Here is a 23,809-nt window from a genome sequence, read left to right on the forward strand (position 1 = left end):
GTGACGCCGCTTCAGGCGGCAGCGATACCGTACTTGCGCTGGGTGTGCAGGTACTGCTGCGACAGGTTCGGCAGCGCGTCGTTGGCCGGATCGAGGGTGCGCAGGCGGGCCAGCAGGTGGCTGGCGCGGTCGGCCAGCGGCACTTCCCAGCCCCCTTCGTCGAGCTGGTGCAGCAGCGTGCGCACGTCGGCGATCAGCGTGTCGACCCGCTGGCCGATCAGGCGGCTCACGCCAGCGGCCAGGTCGTGGCGGCCGGCCGCCTCGAACAGGCCGACGGCCTGCGCCATCGTCATCGGATCGGCCGGGTCGTTCATCATGCCCAGCACGACGGTGGAAGCATCGTCATCGAGCTTGTACTGCAGGCACGAATGCACCAGTTCGCGCCGGGTGCGGCCGGACAGGCCCTGCGCCATCTGCGTGGCCGCCACGGCCTTCGACAGCTCGGCCACCGCACCGCCGTCGTTGCCGGCCATTTCCTGCACCAGCGCCGCGGCAATCGCGCGGCAGGCATCCGTTTCCGGGTTGTTGCGCAGCGTGCGTTCCATTTCGCGCACGATGCCGCTGGCCTGCGCGGCATTGCCCTTGCGGACCAGCGTGCGCACCAGGTTCACATGGTCCTGCGGGTCGCGGAACTCCGAGTACTTGGCCTTGGTGACCACCTGGCGGAAGGCCCGTTCGGCGCCGCCGACGTCGCCCGTGTCGAGCGCAAGCTCGCCCAGGCGGCGCAGGCGCCGCACCATGTGCGGGGAAATCGTGACGGCATTCTCCAGCACGCGCCGCGCCTGCTCCGGCTGGCCGGCCGCCTCGTAGGTGCGGGCGAGGAGGTCGTAGGCGGCCATGAAGCGGGGATTGGTGTCGATCAGCAGTTCCAGGCCGTGGCGGGCATCCTCGATGCGACCCTGCGCGTACTGGCAGCGCGCCAGTCCCAGCTGGGCCCAGCCGGCGGGCCGCGCGGCCAGCAGGTCCCGGTACATGCGTTCGGCGGACGCCCAGTCGCCCAGCGCCGCGTGGCACTCGGCCTCGAGGCGGAGGAAGTCGGCGGCCAGGCGGGGCGTCCCGGTCACGCCTGCGCGGCACAGGCGCACCGTGTCGCGCAGGTTGCCGGCCGCGAGCTGGCGCCAGGCGGGCAGCATCACGATGCGGCGCTCGAACGCGCGGCTGATCCGCTGCAGCAGGCCGTCGGCCGTAAACGGTTTCAGCACATAGTCCGTCGGCGTCAGTTCGGCTGCGCCCATCACCTTGCTGTCCACGCCTTCGGAGGTGAGCATGATGAAGATGGTGGCCGCGTCGATCAGCCGATGGTGGCGCAGGTCTTCCAGCAGCTGCTGGCCATCCTGGCCGTTCTCGCCGCCCGCATCGAGGTCGTATTCGCACAGGATCAGGTCGAAATTGCGGCGGCCCAGCTGGCGGATCGCCGTGCCGGAGCTGAGCGCATAGTCGATCTGGGTGATCGACGCGCCGGCCAGCATATTGTGCAGGCTGCCGCGCATCCCCGGATTGGGATCGACGATCAGGACGGACAGGTCGGACAGGGCGGGCTGGCTGGGCATGGCGTGAGCGGTAACGCGACAGCGCAAGGATATGCCAAAACAGGCAAGGGGCAACACCCGATCCGGCGAAACCGGCAGTTTTCTCGTGCAAGCGGTCACCAAGTGTTGCATCCGCCGCAGATGTGGGTGGCCCTGGCGGCCCTGTGAAGCGGAGGTTGAAAGGGGTATAATGCCGGCACTCCTGCGGCCCATTCAGCGCCACAGGCCAGCAGAAAAGCTATCCATGTCTGTATGCGTCGTCCGTCGTGCATTCCTTTAATCCGCAGCTCCGCTGCATCAACTCGCCCCCAACCATGTTGATACTCCCGGGCTCCAATGCCCTGTCCGCATTCCGTAGCCAGCGTCTCCTCGCCCAACTGCAAGCCGTGCTTCCTGCCGTGACGGCCGTCCAGGCCCGTTACATCCACTTCGTCGATAGCCCCAGCGAACTGTCCGAACAGGATCTGGCACGCCTGCAGGGCCTGCTGACGTATGGCGAGCCGGCGCTGCCGGAAACGGCGGAGGGCGCGGTCGAGGAATTCTTCGTGATTCCCCGCTTCGGCACGATCTCGCCATGGGCATCGAAGGCAACGGACATCGTGCACAACTGCGGCATGACGCATGTGCACCGCGTCGAACGGGGCGTGGCGTACCGGGTGCAGCTGAAGGGCGGCTTCCTGGGCACCAGCATCGGCGCCACGAAGGGCCTCGACAGCGAGCAGACGCAGGCCGTGGCCGCGCTGCTGCATGACCGCATGACGGAATCCGTGCTGCGCCATGCCAGCCAGGCGCAGGACCTGTTCCGCAGCCTGGAAGGCAAGGGCCTGGAATCGATCGACGTACTGGGAGCCGGCCGCGCCGCGCTGGTGCGGGCCAATACGGACCTGGGCCTGGCCATGTCGGAAGACGAGATCGACTACCTGAACGACGCGTTCACGGCAGCGCAGCGCAACCCGACCGACGTCGAACTGATGATGTTCGCGCAGGCGAACTCGGAGCACTGCCGCCACAAGATCTTCAATGCCGACTGGACCATCGACGGCGTGGCGCAGGACCGTTCGCTGTTCAAGATGATCAAGAACACGCACGAGCAGCAGCCGAAGGGCACGATCGTGGCCTATTCGGACAACTCGTCGATCATGGAAGGCGCCACCGTCACGCGCTTCTTCCCGCGCGATGGCCACGAGTACGGCGCCTCGACGGAGCTGGTGCACACGCTGATGAAGGTGGAGACGCACAATCACCCGACCGCCATTTCGCCATTCCCCGGTGCCTCCACCGGCGCGGGCGGCGAGATCCGCGACGAAGGCGCGACGGGCCGCGGCGCCAAGCCGAAGGCGGGCCTGGCCGGCTTCACCGTGTCGAACCTGCTGCTGCCGGACGCCGTGCGGTCGTGGGAGAACGCTTCCGACGTGACCGCAAAAGGCGCGACGACCGATGCGGCCTACGGCAAGCCGGATCGTATCGCCTCGCCGCTGCAGATCATGATCGACGGCCCGCTGGGCGGCGCCGCGTTCTCGAACGAATTCGGCCGGCCGGTGCTGGGCGGTTACTTCCGCACCTACGAACAGAACGTGGGCCACGCCGTGTACGGCTACCACAAGCCGATCATGATCGCCGGCGGCATCGGCAATATCTCGGCGCAGCACACGCACAAGAACGACATCCCGGTGGGCAGCCTGCTGGTGCAGCTGGGCGGTCCCGGCATGCGCATCGGCATGGGCGGCTCCGCTGCCTCGTCGATGGCAACGGGCACCAACACGGCCGACCTGGACTTCGACTCGGTCCAGCGGGGCAATCCGGAAATGGAACGCCGCGCCCAGGAAGTGATCAACGGCTGCTGGCAGCTGGGTGAACACAACCCGATCATCTCGATCCACGACGTGGGCGCCGGTGGCCTGTCGAACGCCTTCCCCGAGATCACCAATGACGCCAAGCGCGGCGCGATCTTCGACCTGCGCAAGGTGCCGCTGGAGGAGTCCGGCCTGGCGCCGAAGGAGATCTGGTCGAACGAATCGCAGGAGCGCTATGTGCTGGCGATCGCACCGGAGAGCCTGGAGCTGTTCCGCGCCCTGTGCGAACGCGAGCGTGCGCCGTTCGCCGTCGTCGGTACGGCCACGGAAGAGCGCCAGCTGAAGCTGATCGATCCGGAGCAGGGTAATAGTCCAGTGGACATGCCGATGGACGTGCTGCTCGGTAAACCGCCGAAGATGCACCGCGACGTGCAGCACGTGGCGCGCGACTACCCGGCCATCGACCTGACGGGCGTGGACCTGGAAGAGGCGGCGCAGAAGGTGCTGCTGCTGCCGACCGTGGGCGACAAGAGCTTCCTGATCACCATCGGCGACCGCACCGTGGGCGGCATGTCCGTGCGCGACCAGATGGTGGGACCATGGCAGGTGCCTGTCGCCGACTGCGCCGTCACCACGCTGGCCTACGAGGGCTACCTGGGCGAGGCGATGGCGATGGGCGAGCGCACGCCGCTGGCCGTCATCGACGCGCCGGCCTCGGGCCGCATGGCGGTCGGCGAGACCATCACGAACCTGGCCGCCGCGCCGATCGAGAGCATCGAGACGATCAAGCTGTCGGCCAACTGGATGGCGGCCTGCGGCCAGCCGGGCCAGGATGCCGCGCTGTTCGATACCGTGAAAGCCGTCGGCATGGAACTGTGCCCGGCGCTGGGCATCAGCATCCCGGTCGGCAAGGATTCGCTGTCGATGCGCACGACGTGGAACGACGGCGACGAATCGAAGGCTGTGGTCTCTCCCGTCTCGCTGATCGTCTCCGGCTTCGCACCCGTGTACGACGTGCGCAAATCGCTTACGCCGCAGCTGCGCACGGACCTGGGCGAGACGTCCATCATCGTCATCGACCTGGGCCGCGGCAGGAACCGCCTGGGCACCTCCTGCCTGGCGCAGGTGCTGGGCCAGCTGGGCAACGATGCGCCCGATGTCGACAGCCCGGACGACCTGAAGAACTTCTTCGCCGCTATCCAGCAGCTGAACCGCGATGGCAAGCTGCTGGCCTACCACGACCGTTCGGACGGCGGCCTGTTCGCCACGCTGACGGAGATGGCCTTCGCCGGCCGCGCCGGCCTCTCGATCAACCTCGACATGCTGACCCTGGGCGGCGAACACGATACCGACTGGGGCGATGCCAAGAACTGGACCGGCCAGGTGGCCGAGCGCCGCAACGAGCTGACCCTGCGCGCGCTCTTCGCCGAGGAGCTGGGCGCCGTGATCCAGGTGAAGGCAGAAGAAAAATCCGCCGTGATGGATGTGCTGCGCACCTTCGGCCTGGGCGCCTGCAGCCACATCATCGGCAAGCCGAACGAGCGCGGCGTGATCGAATTCACGCGCGATGCAAAGTTGATCTACTCGCAGCCGCGTTCCGCGCTGCACCGCCTGTGGAGCGACACGAGCTGGCGCATCTCGCGCATGCGCGAGAACCCTGCCACGGCGGATGCGGAACACGACCGCCTGCTGGACGAGCAGGATCCGGGCATGACGCCGAAGCTCACGTTCGACCTGAACGAGAACGTGGCCGCGCCATTCATCGCCACCGGCGTGCGGCCGCGCGTGGCCATCCTGCGCGAGCAGGGCGTCAACTCGCACATCGAGACGGCGTGGGTGATGCACCAGGCGGGCTTTGCCGCCATCGACGTGCACATGAGCGACCTGATCGCCGGCCGCGTGACGCTGGCCGAGTTCCAGGGCGTGATCGCCGTGGGCGGCTTCTCGTACGGCGACGTGCTGGGTGCCGGCGAGGGCTGGGCCAAGTCGATCCTGTTCAACCCGGCGCTGTCGGACCAGTTCGCGCAGTTCTTCCAGCGCACCGACACGTTCGGCCTGGGCATCTGCAACGGCTGCCAGATGATGAGCAACCTGAAGTCCATCATCCCCGGCGCGCACGCCTGGCCGAAGTTCACGACCAACAAGTCGGAAAAATTCGAAGCCCGCTTCGCGATGGTCGAAGTGCTCGATTCGCCGTCGATCTTCTTCCAGGGCATGGCCGGCACGCAGACGCCGATCGCCATCGCGCACGGCGAGGGCTATGCGGACTTCAGCCAGACCGGCAAGCTCGATGAAGCGATCGCCGCGATGCGCTTCGTGGACAACTACGGCAACGCCACGGAAGCCTATCCGTTCAACCCGAACGGCTCGCCGCGCGGCGTGACGTCGGTAACGACGCCGGACGGCCGCTTCACGGTGCTGATGCCGCACGCCGAGCGCGTGTTCCGCACCGTGCAGCAGTCGTGGGCGCCGGATGACTGGCAGGAAGATTCGCCGTGGATGCGCATGTTCCGCAATGCGCGCAGGTTCGTCGGCTAAGCCGATCGACCCTGTGCGGGAAGCCGGGCTTGCCCGGCTTTTTCACGTTTGCAGTGCACGCGCTGGACACTCGACAGTGTTACGATGACAAGATCGACTTGAACAACACAGGAGCGCACCGATGAAGACCTGGATTTCCGTCACAACCCTCGCCCTGGCCGTCACCGGCCAGGCATATGCCGCCGATCTCACCGTGCCGATCAGTTCCGTCGATGGCAACGGCAACGGCACGCTGGTGGGCACCGTGAAGATCAGCGAGACGCCGGGTGGCCTGACGTTCACGCCGGACCTGAACAGCCTGCCGCCGGGCCCGCACGGCTTCCACGTGCACATGAAGGGCAGCTGCGCGCCGACCGAACAGGAAGGCAAGAAGGTGGCCGCTGGCGCTGCCGGCGGCCACCTCGATCCGCACGACACGAAGGCGCATCACGGCCCCGGCAAGGAAGGTCATACGGGCGACCTGCCGGCGCTGACGGTGGCGGCCGACGGCACCGCGAAGCAGCCGGTGCAGGCACCGCAGCTGAAGACGCTGGCCGACGTGAAGGGCCGCGCGCTGATGATCCACGCGGGTGGCGACAACTATGCCGACACGCCAGCGCCGCTGGGCGGTGGCGGGGCGCGCATCGCCTGTGGCGTGATCGACGGCTGAGCCGTTCGCGCCGAAGACCAAGCCGGGCTTGCCCGGCTTTTTTGCGTGCGCGCTCAGCGCAGCGTGCAGATCATCGCCGCGAGACGCCGGGCGCATGGGGCGGAGTGGAGCTCGCCCCGTTCGACATCGGCGTGGTGTTCCGGTGTCTCATCGAAAGCGCCACGTCAGGTCGGCAAACAGCTTGAGCAGCGCACGCCAGTAGGCGCTGCGTGACAGTGCCGGGCGCGGCAGGTGGCGTATCCTGGCCCCCGCCAGCGGCTCCGCTGATTCCCCGGTTCTCCCCATTTCGCACTCGATGTTCCCGTCCATGATGACCTCCTTGTCGCTCGCAGACCGGGATCGACGGCTGTCTTCTTCGGTACTGCGTGAGGTATATTGTCGGCGTGTCCCGAGGCATGGACAAACGAGTAATTTTGCAGGGAAGGCCAAGAAAACCTTATGCAGCCGAACGCCTCACAACCCCTTCCGTTCCAGTCCGCCAGCCAGCCCGGTGCGGCGCGCACGCTGCGCAGCCTGTCCGGCCTGATCGACTTCGATTGCGCCGCGCGCTGGGGCAGCTTTACGCTCGCCGCGCAGGAGCTGCACAAGACGCCGGCCGCCATCAGCCTGCAGGTCAAGCAGCTGGAGGAAGTGGTCGGCTTCACGCTGTTCGTGCGCCATCCGCGCCATATCGCGCTCACGCCGAAGGGCCAGGAGCTGGCCATCACCGTGGCCAGGATGCTGAAGGAACTGCGCGGCAAGGTCGATGCGCTGCGCGGCGGCGACGAGGAGCACGTGCTGCGCATTTCGACGACGCACACCTTCGCCATCAAGTTTCTGGCGCCGCGGCTGGGCCGCTTCACCAAGCTGCATCCGGAGCTCGATATCCGCCTCGATTCCTGCGAGCGGCTGGTGGACGTGGAGAACGAGGATGTGGATCTTGCCATCCGCCACGGCATCATCACCGATCATCCGGCGGCGCTGTACCACGACCGGCTGGTGGTCGTGTACAGCCCCGAGCTGCTGGCGCCGGGCCAGCAGGAGCTGGGCCTGGCGGACCTGACGCGCTACCCGCTGCTGTACGACGAGACGACGGAGTTCTGGGTGCGGCTGCTGCGCACGGAGGGCATGCCGGAAGGCCCGTTCGATTTTTCGCGCGGCTTCACCAATCTCGCCGTGGCGGCGCAGGCGGCCATCGTGGGGCAGGGGATCGCGCTGGTGCCGTACTGGCTGGCCTGGGACGACATCGGCCGCGGCGTGCTGCGCATGATGCGCGGTGCCAGCGCCAGCGTCGAATATCCCCATGGGTATTATTTCGTGCACGCATCGCGCAAGGCCTCCCTGCCGAAGGTGCTGGCGTTCACGAACTGGATCCAGGACGAGGTGGGGCAGATGGCCCGGTCGCTGCACGCCAGCCTGGCGTCGCCGGCAGTGCCGCGGCTGCAGGCGTAGCCGGCGCTGAAGCGGACGCCAAGGGAGCGGGCGTCGGTGCAGCGGACATCAAAGCAGTGCACGTCAGAGCAGCGGACGGCAATGCAGCGGATGTCGAAGCAGCGGACGTCGAAGCAGCGGGCTTCAGAGCCGCGGACTTCAGAGCAGGGACGTCAAAGCAGCGGACGTAAAAAAGGCGCTCCGGAGAGCGCCTTTCGCGGGGTGATGCAGCTTACTGGACCTTGGCCTTGGCCACCAGCTGGTCGCGGTAGGCGGCGATCTTCTTCTGCGTCAGGCCCTGTTCGATCTGGCCTTTCACTTCGTCCAGCGAAGGGAACTTGGCAGGACGCGAACCTTCCAGCTTGATCACGTGGTAGCCATACTGCGACTGCACTGGCGTTTGCGTGACCTGGCCATCCTTCAGGGCCACCATCGCATCCGAGAACGGCTTGACGAAGTTGGCCGGGCTGGCCCAGTCCAGGTCGCCGCCATTGGCTGCCGAGCCGGTGTCCTTCGACTGCTTCGCCAGGTCCTCGAACTTGGCGCCGCCCTTCAGCTTGGCGATGATGTCCGTGGCTTCCTTCTCGGTGGCCACCAGGATGTGGCGGGCATGGTATTCCTTGTCGCCGTTGGCGGCCTTCGCCTTGTCGTACTCGGCCTTGACTTCGGCATCCTTGACCGGGTTCTTCTTCACGTAGTCGGCCAGCATGGCATTGATGACGATGCTCTGGCGCGCGTTTTCCAGCGCCTGCTTCGTATCGGCCTTGGCGCTGTAGCCTTGCTTGTCCGCTTCCTGCACCATCACTTCGCGGGCGATCAGGTCCTTCTTGACGGCTTCGCGCAGCTGCGGGCTGTCCGGCTGCTTGTTCTGGGCGGTAACCTGTTTCACGACGGCGTCCAGGCGGGAGGCCGGGATCGCTTTACCGTTCACGGTAGCGACGTTCTGTGCGAATGCCGGCACGGCGGCAATGGCGATCAACGCGGTCAACAGGCGGGCTGGCTTCAAAATCATTATCACGTCCTATATTCAGAAAACTGGAGCGCCCAACCACAGGGCAGGGCGCCGGGTTCACACGCCGCCGGCACGTGCCGGCATGGGCGCAATTTACTGGATCTTGGCTTTCTTGACCAGCTCTTCCTGGTAAGCCTGCAGCTTGCGCTGCTCGAGGGCTTCCTCGATCTGCGGCTTGACTTCTTCCAGCGTCGGCAGCTTGGCCTGGCGCACGTCATCGACCTTGATCACGTGGAAGCCGTTCGGCGTCTGCACGGGCTTGTCGGTGACCTGGCCCTTGGACAGGCCCACGAAGGCGGCCGAGAACGTCTCCGGGAAGGACGACGGCGTTGCCCAGTCCAGGTCGCCGCCATTGTTGGCCGAGCCGGTGTCCTTCGACTGCTTCGCCAGGTCCTCGAACTTGGCGCCGCCCTTCAGCTTGGCGATGATGTCCTGCGCTTCCTTCTCGGTGCCCACCAGGATGTGGCGCACATGGTATTCCTTGTCACCCGTTTCCTTGACGAAGCGGTCGTACTCGGCCTTCACGTCCGTGTCCTTGACCGGGTTCTTCTTCACGTAGTCGCCGACCATGGCCTGCACGATGATGACCTGGCGGGCGCTTTCCAGCTGCTGCTTGACTTCGGCGCTTTTCGCGAAGCCCTGCTTTTCCGCTTCCTGCATCAGCACTTCGCGGCTGATCAGGTCCTTCTTGATCACTTCGCGCAGTTCCGGCGAGTCCTTCTGCTGGCCCTGGGCCACCACCTGCTTCACCACCGCATCCACACGTGCCGTGGGAATGGCCTTGCCGTTGACGACGGCGATGTTCTGCGCGAACACGGGCGCCGCGGCCACCGCGGACAGGGCAAGCAGATATTGAACAGAACGAGCTGGCTTCAGAGTCATTATTATTTCCTACGGGAAAAGGTCTTGTAAATCGCGGGAAGGGAGGACTTCAGAAGAGGTCTGTCATGCGGAGTCAGCAATTCATTCGGTCCGGCCATTCCCGCAAATGCTCAAATTTCCGACGGTGCCACTGCGGTAATGGCCAATGCATGAATTTCTTTATGCATCATATCGTGCACGGCATCATACACCAGACGATGACGCGTGACGAGATTCAGTCCTTTGAATTTCGCTGAGGATATGCTTAAGCGGTAATGGCCCCCGCCGGAGGCCGCGCCCGCATGGCCGGCATGCAGCGCGGACTCGTCTTCCAGCGTGATTTGCGCCGGACCGAGCGCCGCTTCCAGGCGCTCGCGGATCTTGTCGAGACGGGGATCGCTCATGCTTCATCCTTGATATGGCGGGCCAGATAAAACCCCTGCACCACGAAGAATGCCAGCATCAATCCGGTGACGCCGAAGGCCTTGAAACTCACCCACGCATTGGTATCGGCCTTGAACAGCACGAAGGCCACGAACAGGTTCAGCAGCCCCAGCACGATCCAGAATGCCACCCACGCGGTATTCAGGCGGTGCCACACTTCATCGGGCAGCTGGATCTGTTTCTCCATCGCGGCGCGAATCAGGTTCTTGTTGAAGAAGCGGTAGGCCACCACCATCGCAGTGGCAAAGCTCCAGTAGATAATCGTCGGCTTCCATTTGATGAAGTCATCGTCGTGGAAATAAATCGTGAGACCGCCGAAGAACAGGAACACCACCATCGACACCCACAGCGCGCCATCGACCTTGCGGCCGCGCGCCAGCAGATAAGCGATCTGCAGGGCGGTGGCGACGATGCCGGTAATGGTGGCGACAATGATCGGTGCCTGGCTGGCGGTAATGGCACCGCCGGAAATGACGCCGGACAGATGCTCGTTGACCAGCGCCTGTGCGGCATCCTCGTTGCTGCCGGCCCATTTGTAACTGCCGAAAAACACCAGCAACGGGAATATATCGAACAGGAATTTCATCATGATTCAGGCTTCCGGAGAAAACCGCAGCGAGGCGGAATTGATGCAGTAACGCAGGCCGGTCGGCGGCGGACCATCCGGGAAGACGTGACCCAGGTGAGCATCGCAGACGGCGCAAATGATTTCGGTGCGCAGCATACCATGGGTACGGTCGACCTTTTCGATCACCTTGGCCGGATCGAGGGGCTCGAAATAACTGGGCCAGCCGCAGCCGGAATCGAATTTGGCATCGGAACGGAACAGCGGGGTATTGCAGCACACGCAGGTATAGATGCCCCGTTCGTGGTGGTCCCAGAATTTGCCCGTGAAGGCCCGTTCGGTCGCCGCATGGCGCGTCACCTGGTACTGGATCGGATCGAGTTCGGCGCGCCATTCGGCATCGCTCTTGACGATTTTGCTGGAAGATTCGCTCATGATGAATGGGAGTCGTGGTTCGGTTCGTGGTTCGGTGACGGGCTTTGCAACGGCCCGGCCTTTCGGGAAACAGCTGGAGTAATAATTTAAAACAGCGTCAGGAAGAGCAGCTGACCTCCAGGTGCGCCGCCCAGTCGGGCGGCAATGCAGCGTAGCGTTCGTTTTCCGGCTGCTCGTCGAATGGCTTTTCCAGGACGGCCAGCAGGCGGGCCACTTCGGAAAAGTCCTTCTGCTGGGCCTTGTCGATCGCGACCTGGGCCAGGTAATTGCGCAGCACGTATTTCGGGTTGACGGCGTTCATGGCGGCGCGGCGCTGCGCATCGACGCTGTTTTCCGCCGCCAGCCGTTCGCGGTAGCGGACTGCCCACGCGTCGAAGGCAGGACGGTCGATGAACAGGTCGCGCAGCGGCTCGTCGCCCGCGTTCGATCCGGCCTGCAGGTCGCCCAGCCGGCGGAAGAATAGCGTGAAATCGGCGTGGTTCGCTTGCAGCACCCCAAACAGGTCGTCGAACAGGGTGCGGTCTTCCTCGCGCGACGCGTGCAGCCCCAGTTTGGCGTGCAGCTGGCGATCCACTTCGCTGCCGAAGGTGGGCTGGTAGACATCCAGCGCTTCCTGGGTCTCCTCGACGCTGCCGATCAGCGGCACCAGGGCCTGCGCCAGCGCGTAGCAGTTCCAGTGGCCGATCTGCGGCTGCATCGCATACGAGTAGCGGCCGTTCTGGTCGGTGTGGTTGCAGATGTGCTGGGCGTCGAACGCTTCCATGAAGCCGAACGGGCCGTAGTCGAGGGTCTGGCCCAGGATCGACATGTTATCGGTGTTCATGACGCCATGCATGAAGCCGACGGATTGCCAGTGCGCGATCATGCGCGCCGTCCGGCGCGTGACTTCTTCTACCAGTGCCGCGTACGGATTGGCTTCGTCGCGCAGTTGCGGATAGAAGCGGTCGATCACATAGTCGGCCAGCAGGCGCAGGCGCGCCTGGTCGTCGCGATAGAACCAGTGCTCGAAGGAGCCGAAGCGCACGAAGGTGGGCGCCATGCGCACCACGACGGCCGAGGTTTCGATCGTTTCGCGCACCACGCCCTGGTCCGAACCGATGACGGACAGCGCGCGCGTGGTGGGAATGCCCAGCGCATGCATCGCTTCCGAACAGAGGAATTCGCGGATCGACGAGCGCAGCACGGCGCGGCCATCGCCCATGCGCGAGTAGGGCGTCAGGCCGCCTCCCTTCAGCTGCAGCTCGATGGGGCCGTCCGGCGTGGCGACGTCGCCCAGCAGGATGGCGCGGCCGTCGCCCAGCTGGCCGGCCCAGACGCCGAACTGGTGGCCCGAATACACGGCTGCCAGCGGTGTCGACCGGTCCGGTACGCGGTTGCCGGCCAGGACCTCGACCGCCGCCGCATCGAGCTGCGCCGGATCGAGGCCGATCAGCCGCGCCGCGCTGCCGCTGACGCCCACCAGGTAGGGCGCCGGCAGCGGCGTGGGCATCAGCCGTGTGTAGAACTCTGGCGGCAGGCCGGCGAACGAATTTTCCAGGGGCAGGGTAACGATGGCGGTTCCAGTCGAAGGGAGGGGTCTGCGCGGATTTTACCCCAGCCCGGCAAAATGCAGCGGCGGCAGGCCGGCGCGAATGGAACGGTGGTACTTTTATGGGCAGCATTTCCGGTATAGTGAGCCGGACCCAGAGTGAGCCGGATCCAAAAGGAGCCGGACGCGTAGTGAACCGAACCCGTTGCGAGGAGACGCAAGACATGAGTGCCGATTACACTTTGCATGGCGCGGTGGCCGTCATCACGCTGGACAACCCGCCCGTCAACGGCATGGGCCTGGCCACGCGCACCGCCGCTGTCGACGGCCTGCTGCGCGCCCAGCGCGACGATGCCGTGACAGCCATCGTGATCACCGGCGCGAACGGCGTATTCTCCGGCGGCGCGGATATCCGCGAATTCAACTCGCCGAAGGCGCTGGCGGAGCCCAACCTGCATACCCTGATCGCCACCGCCGAGGGGGCCGTCAAACCGGTGATCGCGGCAATCCACGGCGTGTGCATGGGCGGCGGGCTGGAACTCTCGCTCGGCTGCCACTATAGCGTGGCGGTGGTGGATGCCCAGGTGGCGCTGCCCGAAGTGAAACTGGGGCTGCTGCCCGGGGCCGGCGGCACGCAGCGGCTGCCCCGCGTGCTGGGGCTGGAAGCGGCGCTGGACATGATCGTCACGGGCAAGCCGGTGGCCGCCGCGAAGCTGCCGGCGCTGTTCGACGAACTGTATCCGGCCGGGACGGATGTCGTCGCCGCAGCGGTGGCCTTCGCCGGCAAGATCGCCGCCGTGCGGCCACTGCCGAAGGTGCGCGACCGCCAGGCGACGCACGCCGATCCTGCCGCGTTCCTGCAGGGCGCGCGCGCCGCGGTCGCGCAAGCCGCCGGCCCGTACCCGGCGCCGCTGGCGTGCGTGGCGACCGTCGCCGCGTCCGTGGAGATGCCGTTCGAGCAGGGGCTGGTGTTCGAGCGCGAGCGCTTCATGTACCTGATCGGCACGCCCGAGTCGCAGGCGCTGCGGCACGCGTTCTTTGCCGAGCGCGAGGCCGGCAAGGTGGCCGATGTGCCGCCGAATACGCCGAAACGGCCCCTCGCGCGGGCCGCCGTGATCGGCGCCGGCACGATGGGCAGCGGCATCGCGACGACGCTGGCGAACGCTGGCATCCCCGTCACGCTCCTGGAAACCTCGCAGGCGGCGCTGGACCGGGGCCTGGCGGGCATCCGCCGTTACCATGAAAACGCGGTGGCGAAAGGGCGCCTGAAGGCGGACCAGCTGGCGGGGCGTGTCGGCCTGGTGACCGGCACGCTGCGGTTTGAAGACGTCGCGCAGGCCGACATCGTCATCGAAGCGGTGTTCGAGGAGATGGCCGCCAAGGAGGCCGTGTTCCGCGCCCTGGACCGCGTGATGAAGCCCGGCGCGATCCTGGCCACCAACACGTCCACGCTGGACGTGAACCGCATTGCCGCCTTCACGACGCGGCCGCAGGATGTCGTCGGCCTGCACTTTTTCAGCCCCGCGCCCGTGATGAAGCTGCTGGAGATCGTGCGCGGCGCCGCGACGGGGAAGGACGTGCTGGCCACCGTGCTGGCGCTGGCGAAGAAGCTGAAGAAGACCGGCGTAGTGGCTGGCGTGTGCGACGGCTTCATCGGCAACCGCATGATCGAACAGTATGTGCGGCAGGCCGGCTTCCTGCTCGACGAAGGCTGCCTGCCGCAGCAGGTGGACCGGGCCATCGAGGCGTTCGGCTTCGCGATGGGCCCGTTCCGCATGAGCGACCTGGCGGGCAACGACATCGGCCAGGCGATCCGCCGGCGCCGCGCCGTCGAGCGGCCGGATTTCACGTATTCGGGGACGGCGGACCGGCTGTGCGCGCTGGGCCGCTTCGGCCAGAAGACCGGCGCCGGCTGGTACGACTACGCGCCCGGCGAACGCACCGCGCTGCCGAATGCGCAGGTGGACGCGATGATTGTCGCGCATGCCGAATCGCTCGGTCTGCCGCGCCGCGCGGTGCCGGACGAGGAGATCGTCGAGCGGCTGGTGTACGCGCTGGTGAACGAAGGCGCGCGCATTCTCCAGGAAGGGATCGCGCAGCGCGCTTCCGACATCGACATGGTGTATCTGACCGGCTACGGCTTCCCTTTGTTCCGCGGCGGTCCGATGTTTTATGCGGACAGCGTGGGCCTGCCGAGCGTGCTGGCGGCGATCGAGCGGTTCGCCGCGGGAACGCACGGCGAAGCGTGGACGCCGGCGCCGCTGCTGGTGCGGCTGGCGGCGGAGGGGAAGACGTTCAACGGCCGGTGAATGGCGCCGTCAGCCGACGCATTCAGGCGATTTGCTTGCGCATGCGCGCCAGCGGCACGCTGACGGGACCGGGCAGGTCGACGGCGATGTCCTCGACGATTTCGTAGCCGGCCGACCGGTACAGCGGCACGCCCGGCATGGTCGCGGCCATCTCCAGCGCCTTGAAGCCGGCGGCGGCGGCTTCGGCTTCGCAATGGCGGATCAGGCGCGTGCCCAGGCCCTGGCGCGGCACGGAGGGATCGACGAAGAAGGCGCGGATGCGGCCCGGCTGCGTGGCCGGATCGAGCAGCGGGTCCTCGGCCTGTTTCATGTGGTCCGCGCCGAACAGCGTGGTGCGCTTGCTCCAGCCGCCGCAGGCCAGCGGCGTGCCTGCCCGTTCGATGACGAAATAGGTGCCGTCCTTCACCAGCTGCGTGTCGACGCCGTACACGTGGCGGGTGATGGCCGCGGCCTGTTCGTCCGTATAGAAACCCTTGCTCAGGCCCAGGCCCGAGCGGGCGATCAGCGCTTCCAGCGCGGGAATGTCGGCATCGGTGGCCAGGCGCAGTGTGTCCATCATGGTTTCCTCGTGGCGGGCGTCAGGATGGTTGGCAGTGCCTTCGGCAAGGTGGCCGGATAGTCGCGCGAAAAATGCAGGCCGCGGCTTTCGCGGCGCTGCAGCGCGCTGCCCACGATCAGGCCGGCCACGTCGACCAGGTTGCGCAGCTCCAGCAGGTCGGCCGTGATACGGAAGTTGCGGTAGTACTCGTCGATCTCTTCCTTCAGCAGCGCGATGCGGTGCTGGGCCCGTTCCAGCCGCTTGGTCGTGCGCACGATGCCGACATAGTTCCACATCGAGCGGCGCAGTTCGTCCCAGTTGTGGGCGATGACCACTTCCTCGTCGGCGTCCGTCACGCGGCTCTCGTCCCAGTCCGGCAGGTAGGGCGTGCCGTTCTTTTCCGTGCCAAGGATGTGCTGGGCGCAGGCACGGCCGATGACCACGCATTCCAGCAGCGAATTACTGGCCAGGCGGTTGGCGCCGTGCAGGCCCGTGCAGGCCGTCTCGCCCACCGCGTACAGGCCGGGCAGGTCGGTGCGGCCCAGCATGTCCGTCACCACGCCGCCGCAGGTGTAGTGCGCCGCCGGCACGATCGGGATCGGCTCCTTCGTGATGTCGATGCCCAGCTCCAGGCATTTCGCGTAGATGGTCGGGAAGTGCTCGATCAGGAAGTCGGCCGGCTTGTGGCTGATATCGAGGTGCACGTAGTCCAGGCCCCGTTTCTTGATCTCGAAGTCGATCGCCCGTGCCACGACATCGCGCGGCGCCAGTTCGGCGCGCGGGTCATGCGACAGCATGAAGCGCTGGCCGGCCGCGGCCCCCGCTTCCGGCGGCAGTTTCAGCACGCCGCCTTCGCCGCGGATCGCTTCCGTGATCAGGAACGACTTCGCGTACGGGTGGTACAGGCAGGTGGGATGGAACTGGATGAATTCCATGTTCGACACGCGGCAGCCGGCGCGCCAGGCCATGGCGATGCCGTCGCCGCTGGCGGTGTCCGGGTTGGTCGTGTACAGGTAGACCTTGCCGGCGCCGCCGGTACACATCACCGTGTGTTCGGCCGCCACGGTGTGCACCTCGCCCGTGCGCACGTCCTGCACGTACAGGCCGTGGCACTGCGGCTGGGCGCTGCCGTGCTGCGGGCGGGGGCTGAGCTTGTCGGACGTGATCAGGTCGATCGCGCAGTGGTGCTCGAACAGGCTGATGTTCGGGTGCGCGCGCACCTTCGATTCCAGCGTTACCTGCACGGCGTGGCCGGTGGCGTCGGCCGCGTGGATGATGCGGCGCTGGCTGTGGCCGCCCTCGCGCGTCAGGTGGAAACCCAGTTCCGCGCTGGTGTCGCGGGTGAACGGCACGCCCTGGTCGATCAGCCATTCGATCGCCTCGCGGCCATGTTCGACGATGTAGCGGGTGGCCGCCTCGTCGCACAGGCCGGCGCCGGCCACCAGCGTGTCGGCGATGTGTTCGGCATGGCTGTCGCCGGAATCGAGCACGGCGGCGATGCCGCCCTGGGCCCAGTTGCTCGCGCCATCGAGCAGCTCGCGTTTCGAAATGATGGCGACCCGGCGCGTTTCGGCCAGGTGCAGGGCGACCGACAGGCCGGCCAGTCCGCTGCCGACGATGGCTACGTCAAATTTCATGGGATCAGATGTCGACGGAAAGACCATGACTATAGACGATTTGGAATCATGCGTCATGCCCGGGACCGTTTTGCGGCCGGTCAAGGCCGGCGCCGGACCTGTCCGGCATCATGGCTGAGCCATCGGCCGGCGCATTGCACGCTTCTCTTTCTACCCGTGCTTGTCTCGACCGGTATCCATTCTTCGCCAGGCCATCCGCCGCCACCGGGAGGGGACGTGATCCGCATCTTCAATCATTACGTCTCGCGTACAGGCTTCATCCTGCTGCTGCTCGAGGTGCTGATCCTTCACGGCACGGCCAGCATGGTGTTGCTGCTGTGGGGCGGCATGCCGCAGCCCCCGAAATCCGTCTATCTGGCCGGCCTCGTGTTCGCCTTCGTCAACGTCTTTTCGATGAGCGCGCTCGGCATGTACCAGCAGCAGATCCGCCAGGATCTGCGTGCGGTCCTGGCACGCGTCCCGCCGGCGTTCGTGCTGGGCTTCGTCATGATGGTCGCGCTGATGCACCTGGTACCGGGCATCGGCTTCGGCCGCAGTGCCGGCATCGCGTTCATGCTGGGCGGGGCCGGCGTGATGCTCACGCGCGTGCTGCTGTTTACCTCGTCCCAATCGAATATCCTGGTGGAGCGCCTGATCCTGATCGGCGGCGGGGCGCTGGCGCTGGAATGCATGGAGGTGGCCGCCACGCGCAACGGGCCGCGGCGGTTCGAGGTGGTCGGCTGCGTGCCGATGCCGGGCGAGCAGCGCTGCGTGCCCGCATCGAAAGTGCTGGCGCCTGGCGAGACACTACTGGCGATGGCGCGCCGGCTCGGGGCGCACGAACTGGTGGTGTCGGTGGGCGACCGGCGCAACGGCGCGTATCCGGTGCGCGAGCTGCTCGATTGCGTGCTTGGCGGCGTGCGCGTCACGGATGCCGCCGCGTTCTTCGAGCGGGAGGCCAGCCAGATCCGCGTCGATTCCCTGCAACCGAGCTACCTGATCTATGGCGGCGGCTTCGACCAGAGCTTCTTCCGCGCTTTCGTGAAGCGCTCGTTCGACCTGCTGGCCAGCGCGGCCATCTGCGCCGCCACGCTGCCCGTCATGCTGGTGGCCGCCCTGTGCATCGTGCTCGAGGATGGGGGGCCGGTGATCTTCCGCCAGGAGCGCGTCGGCAAGCATGGCAGGCGCTTCCAGGTGCTGAAGTTCCGCAGCATGGGCGTGGATGCGGAGCGGGACGGCACCCCGCGCTGGGCCACGGCCGCCGATCCGCGCGTGACGCGCGTGGGTTACTGGCTGCGCAAGCTGCGCGTCGACGAGCTGCCGCAGATGATCAACGTGTTTCGCGGCGAGATGAGTTTCGTGGGCCCGCGGCCGGAACGGGCCTATTTCGTGGAGCAACTGAGCGGCGCGATCGCCTATTACGACGTGCGCCACAGCATCAAGCCCGGCATCACGGGCCTGGCCCAGGTGCGCTACCAGTACGGCGCCTCGGTCGACGATGCGGTGCGCAAGCTGCAGTACGACCTGTATTACGTCAAGAACAACAGCCTGTTCCTGGACCTGCTGATCCTGATCGACACGGTGCAGGTCGTTATCTCCGGCAAGGGCGCGCGGTGATGGACACGCCTGCGCCGGTGGCCGCCATCAGTCATGGCATCGGTGCGGCCATCTTTGCCGGGTTCGTCCTGTTGCTGCTGGCCCGGCGCGGCGTGCGCGAGCAGCATCGCGCACTGTTGGCCGCCTGCCTGCTGACGGCGGCGTGGTCCTGCGCGGTGGCCGTGCAGGACTGGTACGTGCTCGGCATCGACATGGCCGTGCCGGCACGGGTGCTGGAAGCGCTGCGTACAGTGGCGTGGACCGTGTTCCTGGCCGTCCTGCTGGCGCCATCCGGGCTGCCTTTGAAGGGGTTGCTGGCCGCCGTGGCGCTGCTGGCCACGGTGCAGATGGCTGCCGGCGAGCTGGCGCCCGTCACTATCGGCGCCGCAGGCACGGTGCCGGTGGAGGTGCGGCAGGCGCAGATGATCACGATCGTGGCGCGCCTGCTGCTGGCCGTGATCGGCGTGCTGCTGGTCGAGCAGCTGTACCGCGGCACGCCGCAGCGCGCGCGCTGGGGCATCAAGTTCGCGTGCCTGGGCCTGGGGACCTTGTTCATGTATGACTTCTACCTGTACAGCGACGCGCTGCTGTTCCATCGCTTGCGGCCGGAGATCTGGGCCGCACGGGGGCTCGTCGATGCGCTGTGCGTGCCGCTGCTGGCCGTCAGCGCGGCCCGCAATCCCGGCTGGCGGCTGGGCCTGTCCCTGTCGCGCAAGGTGGTGCTGCACTCGGCCACGCTGCTGGGCTGCTCCGTCTATCTGCTGGCCATGGCGGCGGGCGGGTGGTATCTGCGCAGCGTGGGCGGCGCCTGGGGCCCGGTCATGCAGCTGGCCTGCTTCATCGGCGCCGGCGTGCTGCTGGCGGGGCTGCTGTTTTCCGGCACCGCGCGGGCACGCTTGCGGGTCTTCATCAGCAAGCATTTTTACCAGACCCACTTCGACTACCGCGACGAATGGCGGCGCTTCACCGGCGCACTGTCGCACATGGCGGCGGCGCCGGGCGAGGCGGCCGTGCAGGCGATCGCCACACTGGTCGAAAGTCCCGCCGGTGCGCTGTGGATCTGCCGCGACGGCATGTACCAGCCGGCCGCGCAGTGGAACCTGCCGGCGCAGCACGGTGCCGAAGCGGCTGGCAGCCCTTTTTGCCAGCTGCTCGAAGAGCGCCAGTGGATCGTACAGGCAGACCGGGAACCAGCCGCGCGGCCGCAGTCCGGGACGGCGCTCCCCGCCTGGCTGCATGGCGTTCCCGGCCTGTGGCTGGTGGTGCCGCTGATGCTGCACGGCCGGCTGTTCGGCTTCGTGGCATTGACGAGGCCACGCACCTCCGTGACCCTGAACTGGGAGGTCTACGATCTGCTGCGCCTGGCCGGCAGCCAGGCGGCCAGCTGCCTGGCCCACGGCGAACTGGCCGACCGGCTTGCCGTGGCGCGCCAGTTCGAGTCGTTCAACCGCATGTCCACGTTCGTCGTGCACGACCTGAAAAACCTGCTGTCCCAGCATGCGCTGCTGCTGGCCAATGCGGAGCGCCACAAGGACAACCCGGCGTTCCAGGAAGACATGCTGGCCACGCTGGCGCACTCGATGCAAAAGATGACGCTACTTTTGCAACGGCTGTCGCGCGGCGAGCACGGCGCCAGCCCCGGTCACGGCGCCGTGTCGCTCCGGCAGCTACTGTGCCAGGCCGTGCAGGCCTACGCATCCGCGCAGCCCAGGCCGGTGCTGGCGCCGGGCGGGGACGGGCTGTACATCCACGGCGACGGGCAGCGCGTGGAGCGCGCGCTGCTGCACCTGCTGCAGAACGCGGTGGATGCAACGCCGCCGGGTGGCAGCATCGTGCTGTCGCTCCGGTGCGAAGATGGGCGCGCCGTCATCGAACTGCGCGACACGGGTGCCGGCATGAGCGAGGCGTTCATCCGCGACCGACTCTTCCGGCCGTTCGAAACCACCAAGACGGCGGGGATGGGTATCGGCGTGTATGAGAGCCGCGAGGCGATCCGCGAGCTGGGCGGCAGTCTGGTGGTCGACAGTCTTGTCGGCCGGGGCACCGTGTTCCGTATCGAAGTGCCGCTCCACGAACAGGCCGCGCCTGCGGCGCTGTCCGCCTGACCCGGGAGATCATCATGCCGAAGCGAAAACTGCTGGTGATCGAGGATGACACGGGGCTGCAGAAGCAGCTGCGCTGGAGCCTCGATGCCTACGACGTGCTGCTGGCCGGCGACCGCGAGGCGGCGCTGACGCTGCTGCGCCGTCATCAGCCCGCCGTTGCGACGATGGATCTGGGGCTGCCGCCCGATGCGGATGGCGCCAGCGAAGGGCTGCTGCTGCTCCAGCAGATGCTGGCCACCGCGCCGGAAACGAAAGTGATCGTGCTGTCCGGGAACCGGGACCGCGGCAACGTGCTCAAGGCGATCGGGCTGGGCGCCTACGACTTCCACCAGAAGCCACTGGACGCCGATCTGCTGCGCCTCGTCATCGAGCGCGCCTTCTTCCTGCACGGTGTGCAGCAGGACAACCGGCGCATGCTGCAGACGGCCGCCGATTCGCCGCTGGCCGGCATCATCAGCCGCGATCCCGGCATGCTGAGGGTATGCCGCAACGTGGAGAAGGTGGCTTCGTCGTCGGCCACCGTGCTGCTGCTGGGGGCGTCCGGCAGCGGCAAGGAACTGATCGCGCGCGGCCTGCACCATCTGTCGGCCCGCCACGACAGGCGGTTTGTAGCGATCAATTGCGCGGCGATTCCCGAACACCTGCTCGAGAGCGAACTGTTCGGCCACGAAAAAGGTGCCTTTACCGGCGCGATGCGGCAGACGCCGGGCAAGATCGAGTTGGCGCAGGGCGGCACCTTCTTCCTCGACGAAATCGGCGACATGGCGATGGCGCTGCAGGCGAAGCTGCTGCGCTTCCTGCAGCAGCGCGTCATCGAGCGGGTGGGCGGGCGCAGCGAGATCCCGGTGGACGTGCGCATCGTCTGCGCCACGCACCGCAACCTGAAGTCCCTGGTCGACGAGGGGGCATTCCGGGAGGACCTGTTCTACCGCCTGAGTGAAATCGTGCTCGTGATCCCGCCCCTGCGCGAACGGGTCGGCGACGCGGTGCTGCTCGCACAGCATTTCAGGAACCGCTTCTGCGCCAGCGAAGGCCGCTCGCCGATGCATTTCAGTGCCGACGCGCTGGCGGCCATCGAATCGCATCCGTGGCCAGGCAATGTCCGCGAAATGGAGAACTGCATCCGGCGCGCCGTCATCATGGCCGAGGGCACGCAGATCACGGCCGCGGACCTGGGCCTCGCCGAAGCGGCGCCGGGGGAGGAGAGCATCGACCTGCGTACCGCGCGCGATGCGGCGGAATACAAGGTCATGGTCAAGGCACTGGGACGGTCCGGCGGCAATATCGCCAAGGCCGCCGAGATGCTGGGCATCAGCCGGCCTACGCTATATGATCTGATGGCGCATCACGGAATCAAGTAGCCTTGGTTGCGCCACATCCGCACCGCCTCCCTGGCAGGCATTCTTGCCCTGCGGGCGGGATCGTTGCCAGTGCCGGGCTCGTCATCTGCGTCCGCGCCGTGACGAAGACCGGGATGGCCGCCGGCGTCCGGAGCGTCACCACCGCTGGCCGCGGATGCGGCGGGGCGCACCTCCTTGTCGGCCGCAGTGAAGGTCAACTCACTCCTGCCACCTACCGGCCGCCGCCAGCTTGTTCTTCAACCCCGGCAGCGGGAAACCCTGGCCGTAGGCCAGCTTTGCCGCGCCCAGCGCCTTGTCGTACTCCTTGCGTCGCACATAGACCAGCCCGAGGTTGTACTGGTTGGTGGCATTGGCCGGTTCCAGCCTGGCGGCTTCCTCCAATTGGACCAGCGCGGCTTCTTCCTGGTTCAGTGCCAGCAGGTAGCCGCCGAAGATGGCACGCACGCGCGCATCGTCCGGCCGGAAGCGGATCGCGCGGTCGAAGTAGCATTCGATGGAATACTTGCTGCCTTTCGGACGCGACGATTTTTCGCGCAGGGCCAGCCGCGCCAGGGAAGCCAATGCCCGATGGTGGTTGGCGAAATGTTCCAGCGTATAGCCGAGATCGCCGCCGAGGTAGCCGGACTGGCCCCGCTCCAGCCGCTCTACCTGCGGGGTGAAGTGGAAGCGTTCGACGACGTCGAGGCGGGACCGGTGTTCCGGGTTGGTGTAGTCGCCACCGGTGATCGTGTTGTTGAACGGCGGGCAGTCGTTCGCGCCGTGCGCCGCGGTGTGCAGCAGCACGCATGCTGCCAGGATTAGGGCCGGCCGGTTGAACATGAGGTCTCCTCGCGAGGCAGCCGTTCCAGCGCCTCCGTATCGAAGCGCAGCTGCGGACACGCCCCAGGGTGGAAGGACAGGTGCAGGAACGGCGCCACGGTGGCGACCATGCACTGGCAGCGGCCGACCGTCAGGAACGTGGCGCTGCCGAGCCGCACGGTACCGAGTCGCGCGTGGGAGCGCAGCGAGTCGGCATTGAACGCCGAAATGCGGCTGCAGGTCCAGCGCACGCCGCGCGCGTGCAGCCGGCGGTGGGCTTCCTGCCAGAGGCGCGCGAAGGTGGGGCCGAGGCGCAGGTGGGGTTGCACGAACACGTCGTAATCCCAAGCGGAGGAGGGCGATGCCAGGCAGTAGCGGGCCCGTACTTCGTCCTCCTGGTAGGCGGCAAACTGGTACCACAGGAACCCTGCCAGTTCGCTGCCGCGCCACGCCGCGAGGCTGAAACCGCCCTGGCGAAAGCGTTGTGCCAGCACGTCCCGCGGACGCGGATACCCCCAGGGGATCTCGGACAACACGACGATCGGCCGCACGTCGATGCCCTTGCCCCAGCCGGTGCGCTGCGGACCGCTGGCGACGCGCTGGGCCACAAAATAATAGCGGTGCATCCGCCACCCGATCAGCTGCGCCACGCGCGCGATGCCATACAGGATGGCGTTGAACCAGCCAAGTTGGCGGGCGGCAGCGAGGAGGCGGGTGTCCAT

At 66.8% G+C, this 23,809-nt stretch carries 19 protein-coding genes; 7 read left to right on the forward strand and 12 right to left on the reverse strand.

The window, feature by feature from the left end; genetic code table 11:
• Nucleotides 1-11: 11 nt before the first annotated feature.
• A complete protein-coding gene (locus tag IP91_RS00235; RefSeq protein ID WP_145646603.1) occupies nt 12-1,550 on the reverse strand; it encodes a response regulator in 1,539 nt (512 codons plus the stop codon).
• A 293-nt stretch (nt 1,551-1,843) separates the two neighbouring features.
• Here IP91_RS00235 and purL point away from each other — a divergent pair, with 293 nt between their 5' ends.
• Together purL and sodC are read left to right on the forward strand one after the other, a co-directional pair.
• Nucleotides 1,844-5,860: a phosphoribosylformylglycinamidine synthase gene (gene purL / locus IP91_RS00240; protein WP_145646605.1), complete on the forward strand. Its 4,017-nt coding sequence runs from the start codon at nt 1,844-1,846 to the stop codon at nt 5,858-5,860.
• 121 nt (nt 5,861-5,981) lie between these two features.
• Entirely contained in the window at nt 5,982-6,509 is a 528-nt protein-coding gene (sodC, locus tag IP91_RS00245) for a superoxide dismutase family protein (protein ID WP_145646607.1), read from the forward strand.
• Nucleotides 6,510-6,656: 147 nt separating this feature from the next.
• On the opposite strand, the gene IP91_RS25910 is transcribed toward sodC, so the two are convergent.
• Nucleotides 6,657-6,818, reverse strand: a complete 162-nt coding sequence (locus IP91_RS25910; protein WP_158643034.1) for a hypothetical protein — start codon at nt 6,816-6,818, stop codon at nt 6,657-6,659.
• Nucleotides 6,819-6,947: 129 nt separating this feature from the next.
• On the opposite strand from IP91_RS25910, the gene IP91_RS00250 reads away from it, so the two are divergent.
• Entirely contained in the window at nt 6,948-7,940 is a 993-nt protein-coding gene (locus IP91_RS00250) for a LysR substrate-binding domain-containing protein (RefSeq protein WP_145646609.1), read from the forward strand.
• Nucleotides 7,941-8,151: 211 nt separating this feature from the next.
• On the opposite strand, the gene IP91_RS00255 is transcribed toward IP91_RS00250, so the two are convergent.
• From IP91_RS00255 to IP91_RS00280, 6 genes are all read right to left on the reverse strand, one after another.
• Entirely contained in the window at nt 8,152-8,931 is a 780-nt protein-coding gene (locus tag IP91_RS00255) for a peptidylprolyl isomerase (protein ID WP_145646611.1), read from the reverse strand.
• 93 nt (nt 8,932-9,024) lie between these two features.
• The gene (locus IP91_RS00260; RefSeq protein ID WP_145646615.1) at nt 9,025-9,813 is read right to left on the reverse strand and encodes a peptidylprolyl isomerase; all 789 of its coding nucleotides are present in this window, start codon (nt 9,811-9,813) and stop codon (nt 9,025-9,027) included.
• A gap of 110 nt (nt 9,814-9,923) precedes the next feature.
• The gene (locus IP91_RS00265) at nt 9,924-10,196 is read right to left on the reverse strand and encodes a BolA family protein (RefSeq protein WP_145646617.1); all 273 of its coding nucleotides are present in this window, start codon (nt 10,194-10,196) and stop codon (nt 9,924-9,926) included.
• Nucleotides 10,193-10,822: a septation protein A gene (locus IP91_RS00270; protein WP_145647960.1), complete on the reverse strand. Its 630-nt coding sequence runs from the start codon at nt 10,820-10,822 to the stop codon at nt 10,193-10,195. Before IP91_RS00270 ends, IP91_RS00265 begins: the two co-directional genes overlap by 4 nt.
• Nucleotides 10,823-10,828: 6 nt before the next feature.
• Entirely contained in the window at nt 10,829-11,236 is a 408-nt protein-coding gene (gene msrB / locus IP91_RS00275) for a peptide-methionine (R)-S-oxide reductase MsrB (RefSeq protein ID WP_145646619.1), read from the reverse strand.
• Nucleotides 11,237-11,333: 97 nt separating this feature from the next.
• Nucleotides 11,334-12,788 (reverse strand): protein adenylyltransferase SelO, encoded by a 1,455-nt coding sequence (locus tag IP91_RS00280; protein ID WP_199754504.1) that lies wholly within the window; start codon nt 12,786-12,788, stop codon nt 11,334-11,336.
• A 200-nt stretch (nt 12,789-12,988) separates the two neighbouring features.
• Between IP91_RS00280 and IP91_RS00285 the strand changes: the two genes are divergently transcribed.
• A complete protein-coding gene (locus tag IP91_RS00285) occupies nt 12,989-15,073 on the forward strand; it encodes a 3-hydroxyacyl-CoA dehydrogenase NAD-binding domain-containing protein (RefSeq protein ID WP_145646627.1) in 2,085 nt (694 codons plus the stop codon).
• 22 nt (nt 15,074-15,095) lie between these two features.
• On the opposite strand, the gene IP91_RS00290 is transcribed toward IP91_RS00285, so the two are convergent.
• Together IP91_RS00290 and nadB are read right to left on the reverse strand one after the other, a co-directional pair.
• Nucleotides 15,096-15,632: a GNAT family N-acetyltransferase gene (locus IP91_RS00290; protein WP_307724385.1), complete on the reverse strand. Its 537-nt coding sequence runs from the start codon at nt 15,630-15,632 to the stop codon at nt 15,096-15,098.
• Nucleotides 15,629-17,248 (reverse strand): L-aspartate oxidase, encoded by a 1,620-nt coding sequence (nadB, locus tag IP91_RS00295; RefSeq protein ID WP_145646629.1) that lies wholly within the window; start codon nt 17,246-17,248, stop codon nt 15,629-15,631. The genes IP91_RS00290 and nadB overlap by 4 nt, the downstream gene beginning before the upstream one ends.
• 216 nt (nt 17,249-17,464) lie before the next feature.
• Between nadB and IP91_RS00300 the strand changes: the two genes are divergently transcribed.
• The 3 genes from IP91_RS00300 to prsR are packed head-to-tail and all read left to right on the forward strand — an operon-like array spanning nt 17,465 to nt 22,289.
• Nucleotides 17,465-18,844, forward strand: a complete 1,380-nt coding sequence (locus tag IP91_RS00300; protein ID WP_145646632.1) for a TIGR03013 family XrtA/PEP-CTERM system glycosyltransferase — start codon at nt 17,465-17,467, stop codon at nt 18,842-18,844.
• Nucleotides 18,844-20,928, forward strand: a complete 2,085-nt coding sequence (gene prsK / locus IP91_RS00305) for an XrtA/PEP-CTERM system histidine kinase PrsK (RefSeq protein ID WP_145646636.1) — start codon at nt 18,844-18,846, stop codon at nt 20,926-20,928. Before IP91_RS00300 ends, prsK begins: the two co-directional genes overlap by 1 nt.
• A 14-nt stretch (nt 20,929-20,942) precedes the next feature.
• The gene (gene prsR, locus IP91_RS00310; RefSeq protein ID WP_145646639.1) at nt 20,943-22,289 is read left to right on the forward strand and encodes a PEP-CTERM-box response regulator transcription factor; all 1,347 of its coding nucleotides are present in this window, start codon (nt 20,943-20,945) and stop codon (nt 22,287-22,289) included.
• Between the two features lie 198 nt (nt 22,290-22,487).
• Here the strand turns inward: prsR and IP91_RS00315 are convergent, their stop codons facing one another.
• Together IP91_RS00315 and IP91_RS00320 are read right to left on the reverse strand one after the other, a co-directional pair.
• Entirely contained in the window at nt 22,488-23,108 is a 621-nt protein-coding gene (locus IP91_RS00315) for an ABC transporter permease (protein WP_145646642.1), read from the reverse strand.
• The gene (locus tag IP91_RS00320; RefSeq protein WP_145646645.1) at nt 23,087-23,809 is read right to left on the reverse strand and encodes a hypothetical protein; all 723 of its coding nucleotides are present in this window, start codon (nt 23,807-23,809) and stop codon (nt 23,087-23,089) included. The genes IP91_RS00315 and IP91_RS00320 overlap by 22 nt, the downstream gene beginning before the upstream one ends.

The organism is Pseudoduganella lurida (assembly GCF_007830455.1).
Taxonomy (GTDB): domain Bacteria; phylum Pseudomonadota; class Gammaproteobacteria; order Burkholderiales; family Burkholderiaceae_D; genus Rugamonas; species Rugamonas lurida.

Excerpts from the sequence above, each read along its gene's own strand:
- IP91_RS00235 (WP_145646603.1), bottom strand. The coding sequence starts at position 1,550 with ATGCCCAGCCAGCCCGCCCTGTCCGACCTGTCCGTCCTGATCGTCGAT.
- purL (WP_145646605.1), top strand. The coding sequence starts at position 1,844 with ATGTTGATACTCCCGGGCTCCAATGCCCTGTCCGCATTCCGTAGCCAG.
- sodC (WP_145646607.1), top strand. The coding sequence starts at position 5,982 with ATGAAGACCTGGATTTCCGTCACAACCCTCGCCCTGGCCGTCACCGGC.
- IP91_RS25910 (WP_158643034.1), bottom strand. The coding sequence starts at position 6,818 with ATGGACGGGAACATCGAGTGCGAAATGGGGAGAACCGGGGAATCAGCG.
- IP91_RS00250 (WP_145646609.1), top strand. The coding sequence starts at position 6,948 with ATGCAGCCGAACGCCTCACAACCCCTTCCGTTCCAGTCCGCCAGCCAG.
- IP91_RS00255 (WP_145646611.1), bottom strand. The coding sequence starts at position 8,931 with ATGATTTTGAAGCCAGCCCGCCTGTTGACCGCGTTGATCGCCATTGCC.
- IP91_RS00260 (WP_145646615.1), bottom strand. The coding sequence starts at position 9,813 with ATGACTCTGAAGCCAGCTCGTTCTGTTCAATATCTGCTTGCCCTGTCC.
- IP91_RS00265 (WP_145646617.1), bottom strand. The coding sequence starts at position 10,196 with ATGAGCGATCCCCGTCTCGACAAGATCCGCGAGCGCCTGGAAGCGGCG.
- IP91_RS00270 (WP_145647960.1), bottom strand. The coding sequence starts at position 10,822 with ATGAAATTCCTGTTCGATATATTCCCGTTGCTGGTGTTTTTCGGCAGT.
- msrB (WP_145646619.1), bottom strand. The coding sequence starts at position 11,236 with ATGAGCGAATCTTCCAGCAAAATCGTCAAGAGCGATGCCGAATGGCGC.
- IP91_RS00285 (WP_145646627.1), top strand. The coding sequence starts at position 12,989 with ATGAGTGCCGATTACACTTTGCATGGCGCGGTGGCCGTCATCACGCTG.
- IP91_RS00290 (WP_307724385.1), bottom strand. The coding sequence starts at position 15,632 with ATGATGGACACACTGCGCCTGGCCACCGATGCCGACATTCCCGCGCTG.
- nadB (WP_145646629.1), bottom strand. The coding sequence starts at position 17,248 with ATGAAATTTGACGTAGCCATCGTCGGCAGCGGACTGGCCGGCCTGTCG.
- prsK (WP_145646636.1), top strand. The coding sequence starts at position 18,844 with ATGGACACGCCTGCGCCGGTGGCCGCCATCAGTCATGGCATCGGTGCG.
- prsR (WP_145646639.1), top strand. The coding sequence starts at position 20,943 with ATGCCGAAGCGAAAACTGCTGGTGATCGAGGATGACACGGGGCTGCAG.
- IP91_RS00315 (WP_145646642.1), bottom strand. The coding sequence starts at position 23,108 with ATGTTCAACCGGCCGGCCCTAATCCTGGCAGCATGCGTGCTGCTGCAC.
- IP91_RS00320 (WP_145646645.1), bottom strand. The coding sequence starts at position 23,809 with ATGGACACCCGCCTCCTCGCTGCCGCCCGCCAACTTGGCTGGTTCAAC.